At 43.1% G+C, this 19,804-nt stretch carries 17 protein-coding genes and 1 riboswitch; of the genes, 10 read left to right on the top strand and 7 right to left on the bottom strand.

Translation table 11 applies throughout. From position 1 onward, the window contains the following. Positions 1–9: 9 nt before the first annotated feature. From BUB08_RS02080 to BUB08_RS02095, 4 genes are all read right to left on the bottom strand, one after another. On the bottom strand, positions 10–1,233 hold the full coding sequence (locus BUB08_RS02080) for a cell surface protein (protein ID WP_072998457.1): 1,224 nt from the start codon (positions 1,231–1,233) through the stop codon (positions 10–12). Between the two features lie 4 nt (positions 1,234–1,237). Continuing rightward, positions 1,238–2,392 (bottom strand): YncE family protein, encoded by a 1,155-nt coding sequence (locus tag BUB08_RS02085; protein ID WP_217651530.1) that lies wholly within the window; start codon positions 2,390–2,392, stop codon positions 1,238–1,240. Positions 2,393–2,400: 8 nt separating this feature from the next. After that, positions 2,401–4,389: a TonB-dependent receptor plug domain-containing protein gene (locus BUB08_RS02090; RefSeq protein WP_072998460.1), complete on the bottom strand. Its 1,989-nt coding sequence runs from the start codon at positions 4,387–4,389 to the stop codon at positions 2,401–2,403. 118 nt (positions 4,390–4,507) lie between these two features. Beyond that, positions 4,508–4,715: riboswitch (cobalamin riboswitch) on the bottom strand. Positions 4,716–4,871: 156 nt separating this feature from the next. After that, positions 4,872–5,882 (bottom strand): hypothetical protein, encoded by a 1,011-nt coding sequence (locus tag BUB08_RS02095; RefSeq protein ID WP_072998462.1) that lies wholly within the window; start codon positions 5,880–5,882, stop codon positions 4,872–4,874. A 359-nt stretch (positions 5,883–6,241) separates the two neighbouring features. On the opposite strand from BUB08_RS02095, the gene BUB08_RS02100 reads away from it, so the two are divergent. The 6 genes from BUB08_RS02100 (at position 6,242) to BUB08_RS19970 (ending at position 12,725) form a co-directional block, all read left to right on the top strand. Beyond that, positions 6,242–7,201 carry a formylglycine-generating enzyme family protein gene (locus BUB08_RS02100; protein ID WP_072998464.1) on the top strand — a complete coding sequence of 320 codons (960 nt, stop codon included), beginning with the start codon at positions 6,242–6,244 and terminating at the stop codon, positions 7,199–7,201. 45 nt (positions 7,202–7,246) lie between these two features. Further along, positions 7,247–8,542, top strand: a complete 1,296-nt coding sequence (locus BUB08_RS02105) for a Gfo/Idh/MocA family protein (RefSeq protein WP_072998466.1) — start codon at positions 7,247–7,249, stop codon at positions 8,540–8,542. Between the two features lie 92 nt (positions 8,543–8,634). Then, positions 8,635–9,720 carry a C45 family autoproteolytic acyltransferase/hydrolase gene (locus BUB08_RS02110; RefSeq protein ID WP_072998468.1) on the top strand — a complete coding sequence of 362 codons (1,086 nt, stop codon included), beginning with the start codon at positions 8,635–8,637 and terminating at the stop codon, positions 9,718–9,720. A 41-nt stretch (positions 9,721–9,761) separates the two neighbouring features. Further along, the gene (locus BUB08_RS02115) at positions 9,762–10,844 is read left to right on the top strand and encodes a family 20 glycosylhydrolase (protein ID WP_072998470.1); all 1,083 of its coding nucleotides are present in this window, start codon (positions 9,762–9,764) and stop codon (positions 10,842–10,844) included. Positions 10,845–11,104: 260 nt separating this feature from the next. Further along, entirely contained in the window at positions 11,105–11,884 is a 780-nt protein-coding gene (locus BUB08_RS02120) for an alpha/beta fold hydrolase (protein WP_072998471.1), read from the top strand. Position 11,885: 1 nt separating this feature from the next. Continuing rightward, complete coding sequence (locus BUB08_RS19970) at positions 11,886–12,725, top strand: phosphatase PAP2 family protein (RefSeq protein ID WP_175549921.1); 840 nt, start codon at positions 11,886–11,888, stop codon at positions 12,723–12,725. Positions 12,726–12,771: 46 nt separating this feature from the next. Here BUB08_RS19970 and BUB08_RS02130 read toward each other — a convergent pair whose 3' ends face one another. Beyond that, positions 12,772–13,107: a cupin domain-containing protein gene (locus tag BUB08_RS02130; protein WP_072998473.1), complete on the bottom strand. Its 336-nt coding sequence runs from the start codon at positions 13,105–13,107 to the stop codon at positions 12,772–12,774. Positions 13,108–13,213: 106 nt separating this feature from the next. Here BUB08_RS02130 and BUB08_RS02135 point away from each other — a divergent pair, with 106 nt between their 5' ends. Next, positions 13,214–14,191, top strand: coding sequence for a hypothetical protein (locus BUB08_RS02135; protein ID WP_139249585.1), 978 nt, complete (start codon positions 13,214–13,216; stop codon positions 14,189–14,191). Positions 14,192–14,195: 4 nt separating this feature from the next. Here BUB08_RS02135 and rimO read toward each other — a convergent pair whose 3' ends face one another. Next, the gene (gene rimO / locus BUB08_RS02140; protein ID WP_072998477.1) at positions 14,196–15,494 is read right to left on the bottom strand and encodes a 30S ribosomal protein S12 methylthiotransferase RimO; all 1,299 of its coding nucleotides are present in this window, start codon (positions 15,492–15,494) and stop codon (positions 14,196–14,198) included. Between the two features lie 229 nt (positions 15,495–15,723). On the opposite strand from rimO, the gene BUB08_RS02145 reads away from it, so the two are divergent. Continuing rightward, positions 15,724–17,364 carry an alkaline phosphatase family protein gene (locus tag BUB08_RS02145; protein ID WP_072998478.1) on the top strand — a complete coding sequence of 547 codons (1,641 nt, stop codon included), beginning with the start codon at positions 15,724–15,726 and terminating at the stop codon, positions 17,362–17,364. Between the two features lie 8 nt (positions 17,365–17,372). Here the strand turns inward: BUB08_RS02145 and BUB08_RS02150 are convergent, their stop codons facing one another. Then, a complete protein-coding gene (locus tag BUB08_RS02150) occupies positions 17,373–17,774 on the bottom strand; it encodes a carboxypeptidase-like regulatory domain-containing protein (RefSeq protein WP_072998480.1) in 402 nt (133 codons plus the stop codon). Between the two features lie 357 nt (positions 17,775–18,131). Between BUB08_RS02150 and nuoE the strand changes: the two genes are divergently transcribed. Together nuoE and BUB08_RS02160 are read left to right on the top strand one after the other, a co-directional pair. Further along, positions 18,132–18,602 (top strand): NADH-quinone oxidoreductase subunit NuoE, encoded by a 471-nt coding sequence (nuoE, locus tag BUB08_RS02155; RefSeq protein WP_072998481.1) that lies wholly within the window; start codon positions 18,132–18,134, stop codon positions 18,600–18,602. Positions 18,603–18,613: 11 nt separating this feature from the next. Continuing rightward, positions 18,614–19,798 (top strand): complex I 51 kDa subunit family protein, encoded by a 1,185-nt coding sequence (locus BUB08_RS02160; protein ID WP_072998483.1) that lies wholly within the window; start codon positions 18,614–18,616, stop codon positions 19,796–19,798. Positions 19,799–19,804: the final 6 nt, after the last annotated feature.

Raw genomic sequence — 19,804 nt, forward strand, 5'->3', positions numbered from 1 at the left:
TTTTTAGTTTTATGGATTGGGTATAATAACTGCAGGTTCCTGAATGTGTAAATCTTCTGCCCGGGCAAGTTCGGTGGATGTTTCGCCCAGCCAGCCGCACTGCTGGTTTACGGCAGTATAAACGCGAATAAAATCGACTCCAGGCAAATGCATGGCATTTCCATCCTTATCAACAGCCCAGCCAATATCGAAACTGATTTTGTCTTCGTACTCATTGGGATGATTGTCGACGTACCCCCAGGGATAAGTATATTGCACGTAATAAGAGCCGTTACCACTTTCATCAACGGCATTGTTGGCAATGATTGTTCCTTCAAAATTCAGTTCGCCAACATTCAACCATTTTGGAAAATAATCCTGCCGGTGATAAACGGTTCTGGCAATATAACCTTCGCCTCCCCGGTTGTCTGTCCACCGCACATAAGTACTATCAGAAATCGGACTGTTGGGCTTTGGTGTAGGTTTCTTATCCGAAGCCGGTTTGTAATACGTTATTTCGTAATTATGCACGGTTTCCGGTTTGTGGTACTCGCTTCCGGCCAGTTCGTACCACTCGTCGTCGGGAATGCCGTTGTTATTGCGGTCTAATGAAACCATGACAATTCCCGGTTCGCAACTTCCGCCTTCTTCCGGCGCTTCGGGATTCGGATTGGCTGCGGCATAAAACGCATTCCCTTTTATTTTGAAGTCCTTTTTACCGGCAACATTAACTACGGTATGGTCGAAGCCAAATGTGATGTAACCGCCATAACCGCCCAACGAAACCATAACATCGTTTTTCCCGGAAATGCTTTCCTGCGCTTTATTTATCATGGTTTCCTCGGTGTCACCTGTTTCGTACTGGGGTATGGTATTCACAAATTGCCCGGGTGCCGGCCGGTATTCAAAAACCTTTGTAATGTAACGACTGTAAACAACCTGCTCTTCCCACACAACAATCTGAAAAAAATGTTCTACCGAATTTTCAGCGTCGATAATATTCAGTTTCAGGGAATATTTGCCCGGCTTTTCGGCAACAAAAATATAGTCACGCGCTTCAGAAATAACAGAATCCTGTCCGTTTACGTCCAACATGCTCCATTTGCACTTTCCCGGGAATTCGGGATGAAGGATGATTTTTTTCATCCGTTCAACGGAGTAAATATCGTCTATTCCGAGATTAACCATGGGAATGTCCTGGCTACACGAAAACAGAAAAAACAGCAATAACAAAGCAGGTATAAATTGTTTCATCGGCTTAATTTTTAAACAGAAAAACCATGTGGGCAGGAATATCACCCGCGCGCACACTCCACTTTCGCTTTCCATTGCGGTTGTAGCAATGTACCACCCCGCTGGAAACATAATTTTTAGCATCGGTAACGTAGATATCTCCATTTTCAGGATTAATTTTTAATCCATAGGGAATGGTGATATCCTTTTCGGTTCCGTCAGTAATAAAATGACTGGTAATCAATTCTTTTGTCTTCACATTTATTATCCCGTACGAAATGGCGTTTTCTTCGCTTTGCTCATTCCACTCGGTACTGTAGAAATAAAGCGAGTCGCCTTGTATGCACATATTGCTGCACGGAATATCGAGAGTATCGGTTACCACCATCTCGTTCGAATTCTGATTTTTACGCGCCAGCACAAAAAGCCGGGAAGGAATTGTTTTGTAATCGCCTCGCGACGAAACCCACAATTTGCCGTATTTGTCTTTGCGCAACCGGTGCAGGTTAATTCCTACCGGAATTTTTTGCACTTGTTTCATAGCGTACATTTCCACTACCGAAATGGTATAATCGTAATTTGGGACGCGGTATCCGCCCGAATTGGCAACATAAATGTATTCGCCCATAATTTCCAGTTCATCGGGCTGGTAACCAACAGTTACTTTACCTGTTACCTGCAACGACGTGGTGTCGATGCGGTAAACGGCTCCCAGTTGCGCATCGGGGTCGATGGCAACCGGCCCGACATATGCCGACACGTAAGCCTTTCCACGATGAAAACGAATGTAACGACAGTTGGGAACATCTACCTGACCAAGGCGTTCTCCGGTGCGGGCATCCATAACTTCAACCTTGTGCGAACAGTTGATGACTGCATACAATTTGCTGCCGTAAATCTGAATGTCGTTTCCCACATCGCCCAGTTCTTTTATGATATTCGGATTACGCTCGGCGTACAGATTGCGCACGTAATAAGCATTTCGAAAATCCACAAAATCGATGGACGCTTTGTTGCTTCCCATGTTTCCCTCGTTCAAAACATACATTCCTACGGGGTCGGTATCCGAATTGATTTCCATGGGCAGAATCTCGTATTCCGTAGGAACTACCAGTTCGTCTTTCCGGCACGAATAAAGCAGAGTAGCAATAACTAATATGTATATAAACCGGTTCATCATTGGAATTTTCAAATTTCGATGCTCACTAGAAAACGGTAATTTCGTTTCGGCATCGGATAATTGAGTATCACGTCATAATCCTGACTCAGCAGATTATTTATTTCAGCTGAAAATTTCAGCAATAAAGAATTCAATTTCATCTGTTTTGAAAACGACACATCGCTGGTGTACCAGGGCTGGGTATAGTTGTAACGAATATTTTCCTGCTGGTTGTAGCGTTCACCCACGTATATAAAACTGTAGTTCATCGACCAGTTTCTCCAGGCCAGCATTGCAATTGCCGAACCACTGTGCCAAGGGATGTACGGAATTTGGTGGCGGTAATACGTATCGGCATGATTGGTAATATCAATGGCCTCCTGATACGTGTACTGCAACTTTCCAGTCAGTTTTAAATCTTTAGGCAGCAGAAAAGTTGCCATGGTTGTTAAATCAACACCGCGAATATCCACTTCGCCAAGATTTAGCATTGTCCAGCGGAATTGCTGGCCTTTGGGATAAGCAACAATTTTATCTTTTACGTAATTGTAATAGGCATCAACTCCAAAATGAAAAGATTCGAACCACTGCTTCTGCGGATTTGTATCGTACAAAACTCCGATATTGTATTGCTCGGCATATTCCGGGCGGAGAAAAGCATTACCCATATCGGTGTAATACAAATCGTTAAACGTTGGCATGCGAAAAGATTTCTTGTAGAAAGTCCGAAATACAATTTCATGTTTTTTAAAAGGCTGGTACGACATAAACACTGCCGGAGTAAACACCTGTTTATTGGGAACATCGTCGCGCTGGCGGTCTTCTTCGTTCACCAGTGTTTCCAAAATGCTGGCTTGAATTTTCAACTGGTCGGCCACAGTAAAAGCAGTAGCTGCCGACAGCCAGTGTGTAACGCGCGAAACATCAACAAACTCAGAAAGCCCGTTCCACTGAAAATCGTATGCCATGGAAACGTCCCAGTTCCTGCGTAACGCGTATTTGTTGGCCCACGAAAAATAAGCCTCTTTCTGTTTGTAAATGTTATCTACGTGTATCAGCTTATCGTCGTTATTAATATAATGCGTAACATCGGCGGCGTATTTCACATTTACTTTTGAACTGAAATTCGGCGTCAAATCCTGCTGATAAACCCCCTGTACAAACGAATTATTATCCCACAAACGTTCACCTCTGCGCCACACATTATTTACGATAGCTCCCGGAATTCCGCGTTCCGAAGCGTAATGATAAACATGAACTTTCCACATGCCCGATTCGAGGTAACCGTTGAGGCTGCCCTCCATTCGCACCGCATCAATATCACCGTTTTGCCGGGTGGCAGTGGTATCGTAAGCCAACTCTCCGGAAGGCGTAACCCGCCGGTACCGGAATTTATATTTGCCATTGGCATTTATCCATTCAACATTAAAAGTTGTATTGATTTTTTCGCTGATTTTGTACTCGTAAAGCACCGACGGATTGAACAACCCAAACGACCCGGTGCGCATGCTCGCCTTTACATTGGTATCTTTTCCCTTTTCGAAACGGGGACGTTTGGTGGTGAGGTAAATACTTCCGGCAGAACCAAACTCCTTGGCAGATTGAAATATCTCACTTTTCTGCCCGTTGTACAAAGAAATCTCCTCTACATTTTCCAGCGAAAACTTTCCCAAATCAATCTGGCCGTTTTGAGCATTTCCAAGCTGAATTCCGTTGTAAAATACGCCCATGTGATTGGTGCCCATACTTCGGATATTCACGGTTTTTATTCCGCCAACTCCGCCGTAATCTTTAATCTGAACGCCCGAAAAAAAACGAATGGCATCGGCAACAGAAAAACTGTTCAATTGCTCCAGTTCCGCTCCTTTCAGCGTTTGAGCGGGAATAATTTCTTTGTAGCGTTTGGCAATCACAACAATTTCATTGAGACGCTGAACACTATCCAACCTGCTTTGAGAAAATACATTGGTTACAGCCAACAGCAACACAACTATCCCAAGATGCTTGACATAAAACATAAAAAGCCCTTCTAATTTTTCAACTCAAAACAGCTTTCGAAAATCTAAACATCGGGATAAACACGGGCAAATCATAGAGTTCTGCATTTGTCTGTCACCGGCTTTATTTCCCGAAAGCCTCTAACTAACTATTCTGGCAGGTCTTCTGACTTACTCCATCTTTGAAACGCCCTTCCCGTTCGTCAACTGACAAACAGTGGAATTGAGTATTGTTCAAAGACTTTGGCGGAGCTTACAGCAGCGGGTCTGTTCAGGATTTTCACCTGATTCCCTTTTCACCGTTTTCCGAAAATGGAAAGTGCGGCACCAAAATCGAGGTAAAATTAGTATAAAATATTCGAAGTTTGTTCGTAAAATGTGCACAGATATATCCACACATTAAAAACGAAAATTATTTCTTCTGTGAATGAGGCAACTATGAATCACAAAATATCGTCCGTCCTTTTTTCACAAAAAAAATACATTTAAATGAAAGCGGCTTTTTAATATTTTTCAGAAATATGAACCAAAACACCTTTCATTTCGAGACGCTCAAAACCGGTTATCAGGTAATTTAAGACGAAACGATAAACCGGATTGGCGGTATTATCATTCACACTCTTTTTTACACTGTTCATGATAACATCAACTGCTTTTATATAAGCTATTTCCCGTTGCTCGTTAGTAAAATTCTTGTTGTTGTATGTTACCAGGTACTCAAAAATTTTGTCTGTAATTACGTTGGAGTTAATAAGCGATTGGTCGGAAAAATCAAAAAATCGGAAGTACCCCCGCTGAAAGTATTCCAGCCGTTCATGCCGGGATAAAAAACCGTCGCGGAATGGTTCGCGATACAACCCGATTAACCGGCTTGCAAAAAGTGTGTTGTTTGCCTCAACAGCTTGCTCAATAAAACTGTTTTTCTCCATTTGAAGCTGGTTAAATGCATTTGCCCGTTGAGCCATTTTGGCCTCAATTCCATTTATTGCAGAACTGCTTTCGCCTGACTCTTTTGCCTTACCGTACTGCATCTGCAGATAATCGACTTCATCTTCAAGCAAATTCAGTTTTTTCCGGTACTCTTTCTCTTTTTTCAAAAAGCCGAACCACACCCGGTTCTCTTCAGATTGGATAACAATCAAGCTGTCTGCGGGCGCTTTAAAATCTGTTTCAAAAACAATGTTTTTTGCATTGAAAATAAAGTCCAGCTGTTGCGGCGATTCGCCCATCACTTTTGCATAAGTGGTTTGCCCAAAAACAAGGCGGTACATTCCAGTATGAAAATCGGCTGGCATATTAAATTTCGCAACTTTTACACCTTTCTCGTTTTGCATGAATAAACGGCTGTACTCAACGGAATCAACGGCAGTAAAAACCTCGCCGCTCAATGTTCCAAGCACAATTTTGCTTTCAGGTTGGTTTTTAATTCTAATCTCCAGCGAATAGGATTGAGGAAATGCAACCAGCGAAAAAAATAGAAAAATTAAACACGATTGTACCCTTGCTTTTTTCATGTTTCCCAAATAAAATTACAGCCCGGCCAAACTGCCAGACCAGCTTCCTTCAAAAGTATAAAAACATCTTCAAATATGATAGAATGAGCAAAAGAGAAATGGCCACCCAAGTTCACCAGAGTGGCCATTTCAAACACTTAAGCAAATGCTTCAAGTTTAACTTTTCGAGATAAAAGGGTCGCTTAAGTAATATTCTCAGAAATATTTTCTGTTTTCTATGCGAAGCTACGAAATTCGAAACAGAACAGAACATTTAGATCATAAAACCAATGTTCAGATCGTAAAAAAATATTCAAAAGAAATTTTTCATTTTGATCAAAAAATAAAAACTCCCATTTTTACATCTCCAATTAAACAAAATGAGCAAACCAACTTTAATAATACTTCTTTTCATACTTGCTGCCTGCTCGGGCAACAAATCACAAAAAACAGCGAAAACCAAAAATGCAGAGGCAGGTGCCCCAGTGCAGAAAGAATCAGTATCAACTGACAATCAAAATCATTCAAAAAAAGAACAGGCCAAAAACACAGGAGAAATGATTCTTTTTGAAGCAGGCTCTTTTTTCATGGGTTCCGAAACCGGACTACCCAATGAAAAGCCTGTTCATGAAAAGAAAATCGAACCGTTTTACATCGATAAAACTCCGGTTACGGTAGAACAATTCAGCGCCTTTGTTGAGGCAACAGGTTTTAAAACTGACGCCGAAAAGTTTGGAGACTCAGGTGTTTTCGACCTTGAAAAACAAGCCTGGGAACTTTTACCCGGAGCAATGTGGAGTAAACCTTTTGGGTCGTCCGGACCGGAGCCCGACAAAAATCATCCGGTAACCCATGTCAGCTGGAACGATGCCGCGGCATACGCAGAATGGGCCGGAAAACGTTTACCCACCGAGGCCGAATGGGAATACGCAGCCCGCAGCGGAAAAAATTCAGGCGAAAAATTCAGTTGGGGAAACGAAGTTTCTGCTAACGGCCGGTATTTTGCCAACACCTGGCAGGGCGAAATAAATGCACCGCAAGCAAACGATGGATATTTATTTACGTCTCCGGTGGGAGTTTTCGGCGAAAACGAGGCTGGGCTGACCGACATGGGAGGAAATGTTTGGCAGTGGTGTGCCGATGTTTACAAACCTTATCCGGGGAGCAGCGAGCCACACCGGGCGGACCAAAATGTTAAGGTAATTCGCGGAGGTTCTTTCTTTTTCGATCAAAACGGGGAAGATAGTTTTTCTGTAAGCGGGCGTTCGGGAAATTCCAAAGAAACATCGCTGTTTAACACAGGGTTCAGGTGTGCTAAAAACGCAAAAATTGCAAACTAAAAATATTAGCTTTTTACAAATCAATTAAATCAAAAAAAGTACAAAATGAATCGAAGAAATTTCATTGGAAAGGCAGCTGTCGGCGCAGCAGCGGTCACAATTATTCCGCGCCATGTAATGGGGGGACAAGGATTTGTTGCAGCAAACGACCGGGTTAACCTGGGTTACATCGGAACAGGAAAACAGGTTTATACACTGCTTAACAATATTGGAGAGTGCAAGGAAACAGCTATTCTTGCGGCGTGTGATGTTTTCAAAAGCAAACTCGACCTGTTTGTTGATGCTGCCAATAAAAACAACTCGAAAAAAGGTATAAATACCAAAGTAGACAGTTACCATTATTACCGCGAATTACTCGAACGTAAAGACATCGACGCGGTGGTAATTGCTGCTCCCGACCACTGGCACGCCCAAATGGCCGTTGATGCTGCAAAAGCAGGAAAAGATATTTATTGCGAAAAACCGATGGCGCTAACCGTTGCTGAAGGCCGTGCCATGGTAAACGCAACCCGTAAATACGACCGTGTTTTCCAAACCGGTAACATGCAGCGGTCGTGGAGAGACTTCCGCCATGCAGTAGAACTGGTAAGAAACGGATACATTGGCGATATAAAAGAGGTGAATGTAAGCGTAGGCGAACCGGTAGTACAATGTGATTTACCAACGCAGCCGGTTCCTGAAGGACTCGACTGGAACGAATGGATTGGACCATCGCTTTACCGCGGCTATAACGAAATTTTGGCGCCTGTTGACGTAAAAGGCCCATGGGCATGGTGGCGCGGCTACCGCGATTTTGGTGGCGGCTTAATTACTGACTGGGGCGCTCACATGTTCGACATTGTACAGTGGGCGTTGGGAATGGACGAATCTGGCCCGGTGCGGTTCCTTCCTCCTGAAATGCCGGCACAAACGCACGGATTAACCATGGTTTACGAAAACGGAGTTCGTGTCAACCATAAATTGTGGGGTGGCAAAGACGACGGAAACGGCGTTCAGTTTATCGGAACGGAAGGAAAAATTGAGGTTAGCCGCAGTTTTCTGAGAACATTCCCAAATAAACAACTGGCAAAAGCTGATTTAAAAGAAACCGACCAAAGGGTATATTTCAGCGACAACCACTACCAGGACTGGGTAGATGCGATGAAAAACCGCAGCAAACCAATTTCTGATGTGGAAGTAGGACATCGTACGGCGTCTGTTTGTAACATTATCAACATCGCTTACGAATTGCAACGGCCACTTTTGTGGAATCCGGCCGCCGAAAAATTCACCGGCGATGCATGGGCAGACATGATGCTTTCACGTCCGATTCGCGGAAAATGGGATTTTACCGATTTTTAATGAACCGGCCATATAGAAACCTGAGGACTCAAAAAATCCTCAGGTTTCCAATCATATTTATACTCTCTCTCTGGCTATTGTCGGGATGCAAAATGTACACCGCGTTTAATGCGGTGCTCGATCCCGAATGGGACGAATTTAGTCAGGCTCCGAAAGGAACTCCCCGCCTTGAATACCACCACTCTTTTCCTGTAATTCATCTATACGGCACTGCGGCAGAAATGGGACATCAATACGGCTCAATTCTCAAAAAACAACTGGAAGGGCTGGATTACATTACTGACAAGTTTTTCCCCGAAAACAAACAAATCGAATACATAAACATCGCCAAAAATTCAGAAGACAAATTACCTTCTGAAACCCTGGAATTTGTAAAAGGAATGTCTGTATCTTCCGGTGTCGATTACTATAAATTACTTGCTATTAATGCTGTTCCAAGGGTTTCGTGCAGTGTATTGGCAGTTTGGGGCGACGCCTCCGAAGACGGAAAACTGCTGATGGGAAGAAATGCTGATTACCAATTCAAAAAAATCAACAAAGCCCTTGGAATTATTGTGGTTAAGCATCCTGCTACCGGGTACGCAACCGTTGCATCATCTTTTCTGGGGCTAGCCGGAGCATTTACCGGAATCAACGAAAAGGGCGTTTGTTACGGAAACATGCTTGTGTACAACGGAATTGAAAACAAAGAAGACGAAAACGGATTGCCCATACAATTACTCATGCAGACCGCGGCAGAAACACAAAACTCTGCACGGGAAATGATTGACTACCTCACTGCCCGGAAACACGTAATCCCGATAAACGTAATGTGCGCCGACAAAAACGAAGCAATTGTTGCAGAATTGGGACAAACAAAATTTACATTACGAGAAGGAAACAAAGGCGTTCTGGCTGCAACAAACTACTTCTACTCCTCGGGTATGTTTGAGAAAGTGGAAAATGACGGACGCCTTACAGCTCTTCTGCTAACGGCACGAAAGTACTACGGGAACTTTAATATGCAACACTTGCAGGAAGCCATGCACGCAGCCCGCCAGCCCAATAAAAATTTACAATGCACATTGTTTGAACCCGAAAGAATGCTCATTCACGTGAGTATGAACAAAGTACCTGCATCAAAAGGGCCTTTTCAAACAATTAGTGTAATCGAACTTCTGGAAAAAGATATCGAATAAAACAAAGTTTGTTAACTTTCTTCATTTTTAACAACTACACCATGAAACGTCTTCTTTTTATCTTCCTTTTAATTGTATTCTCCATAAGATTTTTACGCGCCGAATCGCCCTACCCTGTTCGCGGACTTTGCATTGCGGCTCCTCCGCCAAATCTGGTAGATGAATTTGCCACTTTTATTGAAAATGAGCTGGTTCCATCCGGCCTCAACCTGTTGGTATTAAGAGTGGACTGGGGATACGAATACGAGTCGCACCCCGAACTCCGGAGCAACAACCCACTCACAAAAAAGGACATAAAAAAATTGGTTTCTGTTTGCCGTACAAATAACATCAGGCTTATTCCACAAATCAATTTATTTGGGCACCAGTCGTGGCACAGTACAGCCGGAAAATTACTGGAGGTTTATCCTGAGTTTGACGAAACACCTGACATTAAACTTCCGGAACCGGGCGAATACAAATGGCCGAATTCTGACGGTTTGTATTGCAAAAGTTACTGTCCTTTGCACCCCGATGTGCACGAAGTGGTTTTTGCTCTGGTGGATGAAATTGTAGCAGCGTTTGAAACCGATGCATTTCATGCCGGCCTTGATGAAGTATTCTACATTGGACACAAAGATTGTCCCCGTTGTTACGGGCACGACAACGCCGATCTTTTTGCTGGCGAAGTCACAAAAATCAGGGATCATCTGGCTAAATCCGGAACCGAGTTGTGGATGTGGGGAGACAGGCTGATTGACGGAAAAACGACCGGAATAGGACTATGGGAAGGCAGTTACAACAACACCCACCGTGCCATTGACATGATACCGAAAGACGTGGTTATTTGCGACTGGCACTACGAACGCCCCGACCCCACTGCCTTTTTATTTGCGTCAAAAGGTTTCGGGGTACTCACCTGCCCGTGGCAGAATGCAAACAATGCAATAGAACAGGAAAAAATGACACGGACATTTATTAACAGTGCCACAAACGAGATGAAACCAAAATACTACGGGATGCTCCAAACGGTTTGGGGATCTGTAGAGATTTTCATGAAAAGCTACCAGGGCACTGCCGAGCCCGGAAAAACAGATAAATCGGCAGAATGCTTTAAAGCACTGAGCAAAGTTTGGAATGAATAACATTTCTGGTTCTGAAAAAAGATTTCATTAAAGAAATACAGCCGCTTCCTTGATGCATTTTAACCGGCAAAAAAGATTCTCATATTTTTAGTCGTGAATTATTTCAGCCAAATTACATCAGAACAAAGCATTTAAAATGACATGACAATCAACGATTTAATTTCCTGAAACACATAAAAAGAATCAATCACAAATAGACTTTTCACATTCAACAATTCGGGGAATTGGTGGTTAATGTTTAATTGTATATTTTTAGCCCGATGTTGTATCATAAAATATTCAGACATAAAACGTCAAAAACCTGGGTGGTTTTTGTACACGGAGCAGGCGGCAGCAATGTAGTCTGGTTCCGGCAACTGCGTGATTTCAAAAAGTATTTTAACGTGCTGCTGGTAGATTTACGTGGCCACGGAAAGTCAAAAGCGAACTATTCAAAAGAAGAGCTGTACCGGTTCGACGAGATTGCGCTCGACGTGGTAAAAACCATGGATCACCTTGAAATTGAGAAAGCGCATTTTGTGGGCATTTCCCTGGGATGCATTGTAATAAGGGCCATCGACAAGCTTGCTCCGGAAAGAGCCGAATCAATTATTTTGGGAGGTGCGGTGGTACAATTCAGCAAAAAAATAAATGTTCTGGTAAGTATTGCCAAGTTACTCAACTCCATTCTTCCTTACATGTGGCTTTACCGGCTAAACGCATGGATTTTAATTCCTTCAAAAAAGAATACGCAATCCCGTAATCTATTTATTCGGGAAGCCATTCGGCTGGGAGAAAAAGAATTCAAAAAATGGCTCAGAATGTCAGACGAAATTCGGCTTGCCTTGCAGGAATTCATTGTTAAAGAAGCTTCGGCGCCGGTGCTTTATCTGATGGGTGACCGCGACTACATGTTTCTGCCCATGGTTTCCGATTTGGTAAAAAAACACTTCAACTCGAAACTCGAAGTAATAAGCGACAGTGGTCATGTTTGCAACCTCGATCAGCCCGACGTGTTTAACGAACGCTCCATTCAGTTTATTAAAGCTATTTCCGGATAAAGTGGATTTACCTTTTTTACGGATCCTGATATTTCTGCAACTCCTTATTTGCGGTGCCGTTTATCCACTTTCTGCTCACGCTTTTTCCGAAGAAAAAAATGCAGCAACAAAAGAAAGACTTGACAATAGTAGTAGCTCTTTCAAAACGAATGCAGCCTATTATTTTCACCGCGAAGATTCCGTCCATCGGCTTAATTTCCGCTATCCGGACAAAAAGCGAGGATTGAAACCATGGATAGCTCCTGCCGTGCTAATCTCCGGCGGAACAGCTTTACATTTTGCTACGGAAGCCAAAACTAATGTGCGCGATTTTATGCAGGAAAATCTGGAATACCACGGCACTGTAGATGATTATCTGCAATATGCACCGGGAGTTGCGGTTTACGTTTTTAACGCACTGGGAATAAAAGGGAAAAACAACTTTGGCAACAGCACCGCACTGCTAATAAAAAGCTTTTTACTCAACGGGTTGATAACCGACCAGCTAAAATACCGGGTAAACGAACCACGTCCCAACGGCGGGGTGCGCTCATTCCCGTCGGGACACACTTCCAAGGCATTTATGTTTGCCCATTTCATGCATAAAGAGTTTGGGGAATTAAGTCCGTGGTACAGCGTTGCGGCTTATTCCAGTGCGGCCACAGTAGCCTACATGCGCGTTGCAAAAAGTGCCCACTGGGTATCTGATGTAATAGCAGGAGCCGGAATCGGTATTTTATCTACCGAGCTGGTTTACCTCACTCATCAGTACAAATGGGATAACGAACATTTGCAGAGATTCGACATTTTCCCGTTTCGGTTGGGCAACCAAAAGGGAGTAACGCTGGTTTACAATTTCTGATTCCAAGCCTCCTCCCAAGTTCGCCTCAAAATAACGCCTTCGCTTTTTACAAAAAATCTTCGCGCAACGGCGTAAAGCTGTCAATTAACCTAACATTTTTGGTAAGGAGTTTTACCATGTGCTTTTTATTTGGCGCAACCGCGTACATGTCACCCGCTTTCAGATGCTGCTCCGGCTCATCTTCGCAATAAAAAATAATCTCACCTGCTGCCACGTACGAAGCCTGCTCGTGCGGATGCGAATGGGGCGGCTCGGGTTCGTCCCACGGGCCATTGGAAAAATCAATTAACACACACATCAGGTTATCGGTGTGGATAATTTTTCGCTGAAGTCCTTCTTTCACTTTTTCGTAGGGCACTTCGTCAAATTTAAGAACGGCCATAATTGTTATTTTAAATTTCCCCGAAAATAAAAATATTTGATTGAATGACCTTATTTTATCGGGTTAACAAATGATTTATTACTTTCGCTTGCGAAAAAAAAGGACAATGAAAAAGCTTATTTATATTTTATTCTGGATGCTCCCTTTTGCCGGAGTTTCACAAAATTTTGAATACCAGATTCTGTTTGAAGGAATTGGCGATAACCGCGAATATTTTAGCGGGAAAGCACTCCCACAAACCATTTTAGGAAGCCGCGGCGCATTTGAGCTGGGAATTGAAATGGACAACCACCGGGTTCGTGGCGGACTGAGCCAACTGCTCGAATTTGGAAGCGACCTCGATTACCACAAGCCAAAACTCACACTGTATTATCAATATTCCGACGAGCAAAAAGATTTTCTGTTCGGATCATTTCCCCGGCGCGGACGCATAGATTTTCCGCTGGTTATGATGACCGACACGTTACTTTATTACCGTCCCAACATTGAGGGTTTATTTGGCGAAGTGCGCTGGGACTGGGGTCACCAAAACGGTTTTGTGGACTGGGTGAGCCGCCAGACTGATGTAAAACGGGAAAACTTTACGGCAGGATTTTCCGGCGAAATTTTCCAGAAAAACCTGTTCCTGCAAAACTATTTACTTATGTTTCACGATGCAGGCCCGGGCATTCCGCTTCCTAACGATCACATAAAAGATTACATGGGGTTTGCACTCCAGGCCGGTGTGCGTACTTCTGAAAACTCTGCGGTAAACGGGTTTATTAAAGCAGGAATTTTAGGTTCATCGTTTCGCGAGCGCAGCGTAACCAATGGTTTTAAAAACGCCACCAGCTTATTTGCAGAAGCCCGCGCCCGTTACAAAAACTACGGAATAAAATCGGTTCTGCATTCAGGAAAAGGGCATCAGTTTAAAGATGGAGACCGCTTTTACAGGCAGGATAACTACTGGCGCACAGATGTTATCTGGTATTTTATTAACCACGAAAAAATTAAAGGTTCGTTTAACCTCTCCTTTCACCTTATTAACTGGAACGATTTGGATCAGCAACAACAGTTGTCAATCGTTTATTTATTTGGGAAATAGCAAATTAACCAACCACTTCTCCGAATAAATCGTAATCTCCGGAAGCAGTAACTTTTATCTGGTAAAAGTTTCCTTTTTCCAGTTCCGAAGAAGATGAGATGTATACTTCTCCGTCTACTTCCGGAGAGTCGTATTCTGTTCTGCCAACAAAGTAATCATCTTCTTTCCGGTCGATTATTACTTTAAAAACCCGCCCTATTTTCTGGCGATTTAATTCGGCTGATATTTGCTGCTGCGTTTCCATTATTTCATCGGCACGAGCCTGTTTAATCTCTTCCGGCACATCGTCTTCGAACTTTTTGGCGGCGTAGGTATTTTCCTCGTTAGAATAGGGAAAAACGCCCAGCCGTTCAAACTTTGTATCGATAATAAATTGCTTTAATTCCTGAAAATCAGCCTCTGTTTCTCCCGGGAAACCAACCAGCATTGTTGTGCGCAGAATTACTCCCGGAACTTCCTCTTTTATTCGATGAATAAGCGCTTCTGTTTCTTCGCGGGTAACGTGGCGCAGCATATTTTTCAGCACCGGGTTGGAAATGTGTTGCAGCGGCATATCCAGGTATTTGCACACTTTCGGATTGTCGCGCATAACCGGCAAAATCTCGTACGGAAATTTGGTCGGATACAAATAATGCAACCGAATCCACTCTATTCCTTCAATCTCCGAAATTCGCTCAATCAGCTCGGGCAACCGGTTTTTCCCGTACAGGTCAATGCCATAATACGACAACTCCTGCGCAATGAGAAGAATTTCACGGGTTCCTTTTTTCGCCAGGTATTGTGCTTCTTTAACCAGGCTCTCAATGGGTCTCGATTTATGTCTCCCGGTCATCATTGGAATGGCGCAAAACGCGCACGAACGGTTACAACCTTCGGCAATTTTCAAATATGCGTAATGCGACGGCGTTGTTATTTTTCGTTCGTAAATATGTTCAGGCTGGTAGGTTACTTTCAGCTCGTCTACCATGGCTTTCAAATCGAACTTACCAAAGTACCTGTCTACTTCCGGAATTTCCTGCTCCAATTCTTTCTGATATCTTTCAGAAAGACATCCCATTACGTACAATTTTCCAATGTCGCCCCGCTTTTTGGCATCCACGTAATCAAGAATCATATCAATGGACTCCTGCTTTGCATCGTGAATAAAACCACAGGTATTTACAAAAACAGCATCAAACCCTGTTTCATTGGAATCATGAACCACTTCAAATTTTCCACGCTCCAACTGGTTCAGCAAAACCTCAGAATCCACCAGGTTTTTAGAGCAACCCATCGTAACTACATTCACACGTTTCTTTTCCATCCCGTCAATTTTGGTGCAAAGAAAAGATTTTTTTGTCTGAAATAGAAATAGACTGTTCGAAAAGACTTCAGTAATAAAAATGCTTTTCGGAAAGCCGCATTTGGTAGTAAAAAAAAACGTGGAGCAATTTTCAGACGGAGCCAAAACATTACGAAAGTGATTTCATTGCTTTTCTTTTGTTTGAATTAAGCCGAGACTTTGTTACTTTAGGCGGCCTAATTAATGCATTATGTACAGAGTTTTTTCGTTGATTATTTTCCTGATATTTTTTGGAAGAGTATGTGCACAACAACCCTCGGACTACAACAATACTAAACCCAAAGTAGTAGTTGGACTGGTAATTGAAAACATGCGCCCCGATTACGTTCAACGCTATTGGAATAAGTTTCAGCCCGACGGTTTTAAAAAGCTTTTTTCGCAGGGAGCGGTTTGTACCAACATCAAATTAACCCAGCACTACCAAAATTACGCAAGCGGAACAGCAACTCTTTTTACGGGGGTAAATCCGTCAACTCACGGCATAGTGGGAAAAACCTGGTACGACAGGCTGCGTAGCAAAGAAGCCGAATGCACCGAAGACGATTATTACTTTACCGTGGGAGCCGATTCCAAGTACGGAAATGCATCGCCCAAGAAACTGCTTTCGAATACAATAACTGATAACCTCAAAATATTTTCGCAGGGAAAATCACTGGTTTACAGTGTTGCCATGAACCGCGAATCTTCAATTTTTTCTGCAGGCCACGCAGCCGACGGAGCTTTCTGGTACGACCCGGAAACAGGAAGAATGGTTTCCAGCTCGTTTTACATCAGCACTTTTCCGGACTGGGTGCGCGACTTTAACAGCGAAAATTACGGCGAAAGGTACAGCTACCAAAACTGGGTAACGTTGCGGCCTGAAAAAGAGTACACAGAAAGCCTTCCGGACAATTACATTTTCGAAAAAGGCTATTTTGACAACTGGAACACTTTTCCGCACACCATCGGAAAATACACCCGCAAGGCAGAGTTGCTCACTCCGATTAAAACAACGCCTTATGCAAACGAAATTGTAAAGGAATTTGCGCTTAAGCTTTTCGAAAACGTACCCTTCGGACAAGATGATCATACTGACTTTGCCACGTTTGTATTCTCTTCAATGGATTACGAAAATGGTTCGTTCGGGCCTGCTTCTCTCGAAATGCAGGACAGCTACCTCTACCTCGACAAATACATTGCAGAAGTGATAAACGTTGCTGAGAAAAAATTCGGAAAGCAAAACGTGTTATTTTTCCTGACCGCCAACACTTCTGCGTCGTATCCGGTCGATTACCTGAAAGAAGAATTTCATTTGCCGGTCGACCATTTTTCTCCCGAGAGCGCTTTGGCCCTGCTTACTTCGTACCTCAATATTACTTACGGAGAGGGCAACTGGATTGAATACGACTCGAACCTGCAGGTTTATCTTAACCACGATTTAATCAAGAAAAACAAAATCGACCTGTACCAAATGCAGGAAGAGGCATCAAATTTCCTCAACCAGTTTGAAGGCGTTCAACTCTCAATGACTGCTTACCAGCTCGAACAGGGAAGCTCTACAAGCGGATTGCTGGCAACCCTTGATAAATCGTATGTAAAAAACCGCTCCGGAGACTTTTTGTATTTATTGAAAGAAGGCTGGCAACCTTCGTACAAATTTAAAAAGGTAAATTTCACCGACCAATCGCACATTCCACTTGTTTTTTATGGCGCAGGAATTCAACCTCAATACATTTCGGAACAATACAACGCCATAGATCTGGTTCCCACATTGAGCGATTTAATGCAAATTCCCCGTCCGGATAAAAGTTCGGGAATTACCATCACCCCGGTGTTGAATACAAAAAAATAACCAGTTATCTATTTCCGCTTTTTTACCGAAATAGTTTTGGTATCCTCTGTCAATGAATCTTTATCCAGCTTATTGCCGGCCACAATATTCTTTTGGGAGAAATTCCGGGGTTTCAGATTTACAGACACAATGGTATCTGATGCCAGGGCAAATGTAGATTTGAACTCATCAAACCCGACATTAGAAACTTTCAGTTCCTGCGTCCCTTTTTGTAACAAAAGTTTATAATAGCCGGAGCTGTCGGAAATGGTTCCGATTCCCGAATGACTTTCGTAAATAGTAGCATTTTCGATGGGCTGCCCGGAGATGTAGTTTTTTACATAACCTGAAACTGATAAAAGTTGTGCTTCTGTAACCTGGGGGAATAATACAATCACCCCTAAAAAGAATAATTTAAACATTGTTTTCATTGTTTTCCGGAATTGTTTATTACAAAATATCTGGCTTTGATATCATGACGTTCAGGCGCCCCAAAAGGTTGCGTCAGCTTTCCACTTTTAATCTTTATTTAACATCAAAAACCGCACCAACCGGCGCAACATTTTTTTTGACAAAAGTCACTATTTCGTTCTTATTTAAAATCGGTCTACTTAAAACCATCAAAACCATGTTGAAGAACAGGCATGTTACGCAACAATGTCCTCGTTTTTTTTCAATCATCTGCTTATTTTTATACACGTGTTAGTTACTAGTTTTTAGCAACTAACCGTTCCTGAGGGAGTATTTTATATACTTAAAAAGACGATTTTATAACTTAAATTTTGCCTATGAATCCCATCCAATCTCTAATCAAAGACCTCGCAGATCAATATGGCAGAAAACGTGAAAACCTGCTGCCGGTGATGCAAGGGGTTGTCCAAAAAGAGAAGTATCTTTCCGAGTACACAATGATTGAAATTGCCCGGGAAATGGACATCCCCGCGGCCGAAGTGTTTGGAACGGCTACATTCTATTCGTTTTTAGAAACAAAACCTGCAGGACAATTCATTATTCGCGTATGCAAAACTATTACCTGCGCAATGAAAGGCAAGAACCAGCTGCTTTTTGCCATTCAGGATATGCTGAAAATTAAAATCGGTGAAACAACGCCCGACAACAAATTTACCTTGCTCGAAACCAATTGTCTGGGATGGTGCCACAAAGCACCTGCAATGCTCATTAACGACGATGTTTACACCGAAGTTACCCCCGAAAAGGTTAGGGAAATTCTTACAGGATATATCAAAGAAACCAACTAAAACAGGAAGCAATGGCATATTCTTATCAACTAAAAAGGGTGGATTTTATTTTCAGAAATGAAAATGATTGGGAAAAAGTTCTCTCCACTACCATAAAAAAGAAACCGGACGAAATTATTAACGAGCTCATCAGTTCTGAACTGAAAGGACGTGGTGGCGCCGGCTTCCCTACCGGATTGAAATGGAAACTTACGGCTGAATCGAAAGAGACTGAAAAATATGTAATTTGCAATGCCGACGAAGGCGAGCCCGGAACGTTTAAAGACCGCGAAATTCTTTCGAAAGTTCCTTATAAAGTACTCACGGCAATGGCTGTTTGCGGCTACGTTACAGGCGCAAAAGAAGGGTACATTTATTTACGGGGAGAATATAAATTTCTGGAAAACGAACTCAATAAAGCTATTGATGAGTTTCTGTATTACTGCCAGGAAATAAACCTCGATTTCAAAATTAAAATTTTTATGGGCAGCGGCGCATACATCTGCGGCGAAGAAACTGCGCTGATGGAATCAATGGAAGGCCGTCGCGGAGAACCGCGGAATAAACCACCGTTTCCTACCCAGGCCGGTTACCGAAATAAACCCACCGTAATAAACAACGTGGAAACGCTGGTGCACACCTGGACCATTTTCAAATACGGGGCGAAAAAATTCTACGACCTCGGAGTTCAGTATTCAAGAGGCACCAAACTGTTTTCGGTTTCGGGAGACACTCCCAAGCCCGGCATTTACGAACTTGAGCTCGGCATGAGCCTGCAGGATTTCGTTTACGAATTTGGCGATGGTGACACCAAGGCCGTGCAGGTGGGCGGCGCTTCAGGATTTTTGGTTCCGCGCAAAAAATTTAAAGACACCGCCATTGGTTACGAAGGAAAACTGGTGGGAATTTCTCTTCCTACAGGAGGTTCCATGATGCTTTTCAACAGTTCGCGTTCGATGTTCAACGTACTGGACAACTACCTGGAATTTTTCAGGGAAGAGTCGTGCGGGCAATGCACACCCTGCAGGGTTGGCTGTCAGCAATTACTTCTGGGAATTAAGGCCGTTAAACGAGGAGAGAAACCGGCGTCGTACCTCGACAAGCTGCTGAAACTCACAGAAACCATGCAGCTTACGGCAAAATGCGGATTGGGACAATCGGTTGCCAACTCTTTTTCCTCTATTGTTGAAAATTTCAGGGAAGAGATGATTTACTAACCACCT

The organism is Mariniphaga anaerophila, assembly GCF_900129025.1.
Classification (GTDB): domain Bacteria; phylum Bacteroidota; class Bacteroidia; order Bacteroidales; family Prolixibacteraceae; genus Mariniphaga; species Mariniphaga anaerophila.